Annotated in this window: 6 protein-coding genes and 1 pseudogene; 2 read left to right on the top strand and 5 right to left on the bottom strand. The window is 60.9% G+C overall.

The window, feature by feature from the left end; genetic code table 11:
• Positions 1 to 1,905: relaxase/mobilization nuclease domain-containing protein (locus tag X773_RS77810; protein WP_023680836.1), on the top strand; the 1,905-nt coding region annotated here is incomplete at its 5' end.
• Between the two features lie 207 nt (positions 1,906 to 2,112).
• Here X773_RS77810 and X773_RS72930 read toward each other — a convergent pair.
• The 3 genes from X773_RS72930 to X773_RS72920 all read right to left on the bottom strand — a co-directional run bounded on the left by X773_RS72930 (position 2,113) and on the right by X773_RS72920 (position 4,794).
• Positions 2,113 to 2,394 carry an XRE family transcriptional regulator gene (locus X773_RS72930; RefSeq protein ID WP_006205593.1) on the bottom strand — a complete coding sequence of 94 codons (282 nt, stop codon included), beginning with the start codon at positions 2,392 to 2,394 and terminating at the stop codon, positions 2,113 to 2,115.
• A complete protein-coding gene (locus tag X773_RS72925; RefSeq protein ID WP_023680835.1) occupies positions 2,391 to 2,714 on the bottom strand; it encodes a type II toxin-antitoxin system RelE/ParE family toxin in 324 nt (107 codons plus the stop codon). The genes X773_RS72930 and X773_RS72925 overlap by 4 nt, the downstream gene beginning before the upstream one ends.
• A 220-nt stretch (positions 2,715 to 2,934) precedes the next feature.
• Complete coding sequence (locus X773_RS72920) at positions 2,935 to 4,794, bottom strand: type IV secretory system conjugative DNA transfer family protein (protein ID WP_198023677.1); 1,860 nt, start codon at positions 4,792 to 4,794, stop codon at positions 2,935 to 2,937.
• Positions 4,795 to 4,901: 107 nt separating this feature from the next.
• Between X773_RS72920 and X773_RS77805 the strand changes: the two genes are divergently transcribed.
• Positions 4,902 to 5,126, top strand: coding sequence for a hypothetical protein (locus X773_RS77805; protein WP_023680833.1), 225 nt, complete (start codon positions 4,902 to 4,904; stop codon positions 5,124 to 5,126).
• Between the two features lie 151 nt (positions 5,127 to 5,277).
• Here the strand turns inward: X773_RS77805 and virB11 are convergent.
• A pseudogene (gene virB11, locus X773_RS72915) lies at positions 5,278 to 6,391 on the bottom strand (P-type DNA transfer ATPase VirB11).
• Positions 6,357 to 6,946 (bottom strand): TrbI/VirB10 family protein (locus X773_RS72910; RefSeq protein WP_023680831.1); only part of this gene is annotated, 590 nt, incomplete at its 5' end. The gene X773_RS72910 and the pseudogene virB11, both read right to left, overlap by 35 nt.

Raw genomic sequence — 6,946 nt, 5'->3', positions numbered from 1 at the left:
TACGGGCATGGCGTCACAAGGGCAGCCGCCATCGGTCAATATATCCAGAAGGAGGGTGTCGCGCTCGAGACGCATGACGCGCGTATCCTGGCAACGCAGGAAGCTGTTGCCGAGGAAATGAAACAGTGGGGCAAGGGTTTCGACAAGCGGCGGGAGAGCGAGGATGTGGCGACGTTTCGGCTTTCGCTGGCAGGGCAGGAGAATGCCGAGCGCCTTTCACAGGCAGTTCAGGCAGGTTTCGCCGGCCACGGTTTCGCCTATCGTATCGACACACTGCAGGACGGATCGAGCGTCGCGCGCATCGTCGCTACCATGGCCGGACACAGCGTCGTGCGGGGTGAGAACGGGGACGACAAGGTGAAGCATCGGTTTCACTTTTCGGATCGACGCCAGCAGGATCGCCAGTTCTCGGCACCGACCCGGGCCATGATCGCCTCGCGGATCTCCGAGGCGCTTGGGGTCAAGGAGGATACCGTTTCGGTGAAGCCAATTGGGGAGCCCAGCCACGGCAAAGCCGGTGTCGTGTTCCAGCTCGCGCGCCTTAGCCATGACGGAGCGGCGATCGGCGCCGACGGCGCCGCGATCGCGTCTGAGGAGGCGGTTCGGCAGACCGCGCAGTCCTGGGACAAGACCCTGAATTCCTACAAGCCTCGCGATACCATGCACATGATCCTGTCGGCCAAGGCGGGCGAGGACAGGCAAGCTCTGGTGAGGGCCGCACGCGGGTTCCTGCATGAGCAGTTCCCCAATCACAAATTCGCCTTCGGCATGCATGCCGATATGGCGGAGGAGGGCGGTCATATTCATGTCCACGCCATCGTTGCGGTGAAGGGTGAGGACGGTGAGCGCTTGCGACCAGGTCCGGCCCAGCTTCGCGAATGGCGCGCGCTCTATGCCCAGCACGCACAAGCGCAGGGCATGAAAATCGTCGCGACCTCCGCGGCCTATCGAGCGTCCTCGCAAAGCTATGGTCCGCGCGACAAGGCGATTGTGGCCACGGCCGAAAAGCCGCGGCCGGGCAGGGAGGCGCGTGACCGCGCCTACGCCCGTGCAAACCCGCACGTCATCGAGAAGGCCCGCCAGCGGATCGACTACGCGAGGGCCAACCCGATCAAGATTCCGATTTCGGCGCGCCAGCTGCAGGCCACGCAGGCAAGCCTTCGGGACTGGCACTCGGTCGCTGTTTCCGAGCCGAATAACGCGATAGCGAGTCAATTCATTGATCGGATGACGCAAGCTTCCCGATCCGGTACTGTTGTGGTCGCTATTCGAGATGGAAAGGGTGTTCAAATGAGTTCAGATGCCACCGCGGACCAGATGCGGGAAAACCTAAAACAGATCAACGAGACCGTTAACAAGACAGCGGCCATGATGAACGGCCAGACGAAAGCGGAGTTCTTACGGCGCGCAGCGCCCACCATGGAGCTGCTTGCGATCCGGACGGATCTCAAATCCCTGCAGGAAGGTGGCGTCACGCATGTCAGCGAAGACCAGGCCCATCGGATTGCCGGCGCGCGCGCCGAAGCTTTGATCCATCGCGCCCAGGAGATCGAGGCCGCTGAGCGGCTTGAGGCCGATCGCGCTCGCGAGATCCGTAATCGCGCCATCGAGCAGGAGATCCGCGACGAACGAGCCGGATCGGCTGATCCGACCTCGCTTGAGCAGGTTGCGCAAGACCGCGAAATGGTGCGCAACGCCGAAAGCATCGCTGCGAAGGAAGCCCGCGAGGCACAAGCCGCAAGCGAAGCCGCGCGTTCATTGGCGCAGAATCCTAATGAGCGGCTTGATCCCGAGATCGTCAAAGGCGAACGGCTCGAAGAACTGCAGCGCCTGCAGTCGAGGAGCATCAACACCGCTGCAGTCGAAGGCGAAGAGCCGGATTCACAAAAGCCGCAAAAGCAGTAGTTGCCTCGTCANAGCATCAACACCGCTGCAGTCGAAGGCGAAGAGCCGGATTCACAAAAGCCGCAAAAGCAGTAGTTGCCTCGTCATGCACCACTGCGTGGGCTCGTTGTTCCCTAAGCCGGGCTCTGGCAGCGGCTCGGTTCGGCACACGCTCGCGTCCAAACGCAAGATGTACTCCGAGGAAAGACGAGATTTGACACCTCGTGATTATGCAACCTCCTTCACCCGGATTTCTATATCCAGGTGAGCGGAGGCGGCGATGTTGACGAGCGCGTCAAGCGAGAACTTGGCGAGCTTGCCGCGCAGCAGATCATTGATACGAGGGCGCGTCAGGCCGAGCCGCTTGGCGGCTTCCTCCTGGGGAATGCCCCATCGCTGGACTGCCTTGCGGATTTCGTAGAGCAGCGCCGAGCGCGCTTTAAGGTTTGCTGCCTCCTGCTCGGTGTCCGCCAGGGCGTCCCAGACGTTCTCATAGATTTCTACGTTCATCGTTCTGCCTTCCATCGTTTTAGCCGTTGAGCCGCCAGATCGAGGTCTTTCTTGGATGTGGCCTGTGTCTTCTTCTGGAACGCATGAAGCACCAAAACCCGGTCCTCCAGCGTTGCCAGATAGATGACGCGGAACGCTCCCGAGGCCTCCCGAACCCTGATTTCCCTGACGCCGGCCCCCACGATCTGCATAGGCTTCCAGTCGTCGGGATCGTCGCCGCGCTGGACAAGTTCGAGCTGCCAGCCGGCCTCTATCCGCGCATATTCAGGAAACGCTCGAACATCCGCCCTGCTGCTTCCAAGCCATTCAATCACCTTCATCGGGGTGCACTGTATCGGTTTTGATACAGGTTGGCTAGGGTGACAATCAATCGCATTTTACGGACCAGCAATCAGCTCACGTCCCCACCAAGAACCGGGAGCCGCAACGAAACGGTTCGATGCGCCTGCCATCGATTAGGGACGCTTCGTCTTGTTCTCACACTCGACTTGGGCACCGAAGGCACAAATCGCTCATTTGTGTTCAACTGAATTTCACGTCCTAGCGATCGCCGTGACGTCTAATTTGATCCTGCAGCGCCTCAAGAGCGGCTGACGGTCCCCCGTCGACATCTCCGCTATCCACTGACGGTGACAGGGAACGAGCGCCGGCCTCTACTTCCTGATCGAGCGATGCGAGCAGTGCGGCGATCGACGTGGACTTGTTTCCCGGCCGGACTTGGAATCGCAAGACACTCGCCTTGCCTTCAGACGCACTCGGGTCGGACGTCTTTGATGCTGCCGGCGCCGATCGCCGGCCAAGGGTGGGAAGCGGCCGCGGCGCATCTTCAGCTGTCTGATCGGCCCGCTTCGGCTTCAACTCCGGAACTTCAGCGGCGACCTCGCTCTTTGCTTCAGCCTCACCGACCGTTGGAAGGCCTGAGCTTGGCAGCACCTGTGGTGCGTCCGCGCTGTCGCTCTTTACTTTCGGATTTAACGCGACGGGATCAGCCCGTTCAGCCGCAGTCGCAGGCGGCGCCGCATCGGCATACGCTGTATCGCCCGAAACCGGCGCTTCGACGGTATCGGGTTCCCCCAACTCGAAAGGTGCGGCCGGCGCGTTGTTAGCCGCCGCTTCGACCTCCGCCATGGAGCGCAGCGGAAGATCCTGCCATCGGGAGAGAGGCGGCACTTTCAGGCGTCGGTGCCGAAATTCCTGGTAGGTCGCTTTATAGGGAGCGTCCTTATAATAGGTGATCTTGCGCACCATGAAACCAGGGGGGCTCGAGCCCAGAACCACGGCCTGCTTCGCCGGCATTTGCCGAAGCTCCGCCGCCGTTCGGAACGGCCTTTCCTGATAACTTAAACTCTTGTCTCGGCCACCAAATATACCTTGACCAGCCCTGATGATCGGTGTGGGCACCTCGATCGTGGTCGGTCCCAGCATTACAGAGACATGTTCCGAGGTCTCCACGTCGTTCATGCGGATGAAAAGCTTCACCTGACACGCGGTCACCGTGGTGTGCCGCGTCGCTTTTCCATAGACTTCGTCAAGCTGGGCAAGATCCTGCAGGATCAGGACCATGCGAAAGCCATAGCCCGCGTTGATCGCCAGCTTGGAAACAATGGACTCCATTTTGCCGAGCTGGCGAAACTCGTCGATCATCACCAGGACCTGATAGGGCTCGTCCGGGCCTGGCGAGGAAGCCATCAGCACATCATGGATTTGCTGAACCAGGAGTTTGATGATGGGCCGGAACACGTCGAGCTGCGCCACCGAGCAGCCGATGAAGAGAGCCGTCGGGTCCTTGCGAAACTTCGAGATATCGAAATCGGTCGACGCCGTAGCGGCTGCAACGAGATCATTGGTCCAGGGGTTGAGAGCCGCCGTCAGGTTGAAGTAGGCTGAGTTTCGCGTTTCCTTTTCCAGCGCAATGAACTGGTTGAGCCCGTGCACGACCCACGAAGGCAGATATTTTTCCTCGTCATTGCGGATATTCGTCAGCACCCTGAGAAAATCTACGCCGGTCGAAAGAAGCATCGCGACGGCGCGCAAATGACGCTGCCCCTCATAGCGTGGTGACGTCAGCACATAGCTTATCATGGCCGAAAGCAGCTGCCGGCCGGCGCGCGCCCAGATCTCGGAACTTCCTGTCGCCTCAGGGATGATGAAGGAGGAGACCACCGCGCAGTCCGTCGGCATGCGCGCATCGCGCCGGATGAAATCCAGCGGATTATAGCGATGCGAATCCTGCTCGCCGGGCGAAAAGAAAAAGACCTTATCGCCGAGAGCCTGCCGATGCGCACCGAACGCCTCGAAGTTCTCCCGCTTCGGATCGAACCACACCGAGGATCCCCGCCACATGTAACCGTTCGGAATGACAAAGCTGACGCCCTTGCCGGATCGGGTCGGCCCGACCACCAATACGTGCGCGGGCTCGTCNCGGATCGGGTCGGCCCGACCACCAAGACGTGCGCGGGCTCGTCCGAGCGGATCGTCGCCCCACCCATCTTGCCGAGGATCAAGCCTTGCTTTGCCAGCAGGTTTTTCCTTTCGGCGTCCATGATCGTGCCGAACCGCGCATTGCCGTAGTGCTTTGGCTTGCGGTTGATCAGGCTTGCAAAGACCAGGCCGACGCCGATCGCCACGACAACCGCGACCGCGATCGCGCCCCGGATGATCGTCTCGCCCTGCGTGGGATGATAGGCCAGGCGCTGGCTGAAATGCTGCCAGGCAACGAACAGGCCGCTTAGGCTGCGTTGCGCGTTCTGGTACTTTAGAAGCCCCCAGCGCGAGGCGCCTTCAGAGGGGAGCGCGGGAGTCCACCGCCATGTCGCCACCAGCTCGTAGGCCAGGCTCCAAAGGGCAAAGAAGGCGGCGAGGCCGATGAGGCCGAGGAGAAGCCTATAAGCGAATACGCGAGACATTCTGGGGAACCTTTCTGGCGGCTCTCCATTCGGTCATGCGGTTGAACCAGATCGCCGAAGTTCCGCGCCAGCCACCCCGGCGCGTTTGTTGGATCACAATCGGCAGGACCGACCGCACGTAATCGNGTTCCGCGCCAGCCACCCCGGCGCGTTTGTTGGATCACAATCGGCAGGACCGACCGCACGTAATCGATGATCTCTGCCTTGCTCAGCCCGAGCCCAGCCTGCATGACCATCAATGCTAGCTGCTCAAACGCACCGGTCGGGCTGTCCGCATGGATCGTCGTGATCGATCCGGGATGACCTGTGTTGACGGCGCGCAAGAACGAATAGGCTTCCGCTCCCCGGATCTCGCCCAGGAAGATTCGATCCGGCCGCAACCGCATGGCGGCTTGCAGCAGCGTTTCAACGGTCACCTGCGCCAGGCCCTGGTCGCCCTTTGATGCGACGAGGGGCAGATAGTTGGGCTGGTGTGGTTTAACCTCTCGCGTATCCTCAATGGTGAGGATCCGCTCATCCGAAGGCACCTCGTGCAAAATCGCGTTCAGAAACGTCGTTTTGCCCGACGATGTGCCTCCTGAAAGCAGGATCGAATACCGTTCCCGCACGGCCAGGCGGAGGAAATCCTCGATCTTGCCGGCGTCGAGACATTCGCAAAGGGCGCTGTCGGTCTCGCTCAATTCGCCGGGATCCTGGACGGAGATCGTATCGAACGACCCCCGCTTCCGGTAATCATCAAGGCGCATATCCTTCACGACCTGCTTGCGGATCGCGAAGGCGCCTCCTGTCGGCGTCGCCGGCGCAAGCACGCCCTGGAAGCGTTCGCCGCCGGGGAGGGCGGCCGAAAGCAAGGGATTTTCCTCGCTGATCGATTGCGAGGATGATGCCGCTATACGTTCCATGAGGTAGGTGATCGCGGCGCGGTCGAGCTCGGGGACGTCGAAGGGCTCCATATGTGTCGAGCCAACAATTTCGACCCACACAAGCCCAGGCCCGTTTGCACAGATTTCGACCACGCGATCGTCGTCGAGCCAGCGCCGCACCGGCTCCAGCGCCTTATTTAGAAAGACGGTTCTTTGCTGCCCGCTCACGTCGTATCTCCCTCAACGCCTCGCGTACCGGGTCCGGATAGAACTCCGAAAAATCGAGGTCCCGGCGGACGAACACCATGATGCGCGACCCCTGATCGACATGGATCGTGGGCGCGATATTGATCGAATTTCGAAGCGCCTCTTCGGCAATGCGGTTGAGGCTTTGCGAGACCTGTTGCGCGCCGATCTGGCGGGCGCTCTGCAGGTATTGGTTGGGCTGCGTCTGGATTGTCACCGTCTGTCCGGTCTGCGGGTCCGTGTAGGTCTGGTTGGTGTTCGACCCATTCTGGTCGTTGCCAAGGTTGGCGATGAATTGCGTCGCACCGCCCACGACACTTAGAAGGATCGCCGAGCCGAACCGCTCGAAATAATGGTTGTCGACCTCGCCCGGCATGCCGCTGCGACCGAGCTCGTCGGTGCCGGTCGAGCCGAGCTGCACCGACATGCCGTCCGATCGAAGCAGGCGTGTCCACACTATGAACACCCGCGTTTGGCCGGTCGCGAGGCCACTGCGATATTCACCGATAAGGCGGGAGCCAGCGGGGAAAAAAACCC

The organism is Mesorhizobium sp. LSJC280B00 (assembly GCF_000502835.1).
GTDB lineage: Bacteria > Pseudomonadota > Alphaproteobacteria > Rhizobiales > Rhizobiaceae > Mesorhizobium.
The sequence above is the reverse complement of the archived record's forward strand: the minus strand, read 5'-3'. Positions and strand labels throughout refer to the sequence as shown.

Coding starts and splice junctions, on each gene's coding strand:
- X773_RS72930 (WP_006205593.1), bottom strand. CDS start 2,394: ATGAACGTAGAAATCTATGAGAACGTCTGGGACGCCCTGGCGGACACC.
- X773_RS72925 (WP_023680835.1), bottom strand. CDS start 2,714: ATGAAGGTGATTGAATGGCTTGGAAGCAGCAGGGCGGATGTTCGAGCG.